The 256-nt window shown below is 50.8% G+C and carries 1 pseudogene; it reads right to left on the bottom strand.

Features of this window, described 5'->3' with window-relative positions:
* A pseudogene (locus tag IC21_RS02730) lies at window positions 1-256 on the bottom strand (ISLre2 family transposase); the annotation flags it as partial.

Raw genomic sequence — 256 nt, 5'->3', positions numbered from 1 at the left:
TTCCGTCGTCATGATAACTGTTGGCTGACGCAGGGAGACCCTTTTGCCATTGGCTTCCCATCCCTCATAGAGAATGGCGTGGTGGACTTCTATACTCTGTTTCTTTTTCAGTCCCCGGACAAATACACCATCTGCCTCGGAAAACAGATAGTCTACCTTCTTCCCGCCAGGCAGTGAGGCAGCTACTTCCAGCTCTTCTACAAGTGCCCTGTCAGCTTCCGCCTGTGTTTTTCCTACGCGTTTCACCATTTTCCCT

The sequence above is a fragment of the Heyndrickxia coagulans DSM 1 = ATCC 7050 genome (assembly GCF_000290615.1).
Lineage (GTDB): Bacteria > Bacillota > Bacilli > Bacillales > Bacillaceae_C > Weizmannia > Weizmannia coagulans.
Note: the sequence above shows the minus strand (reverse complement) of the source record. Positions and strands in the feature narration are given on the sequence as shown.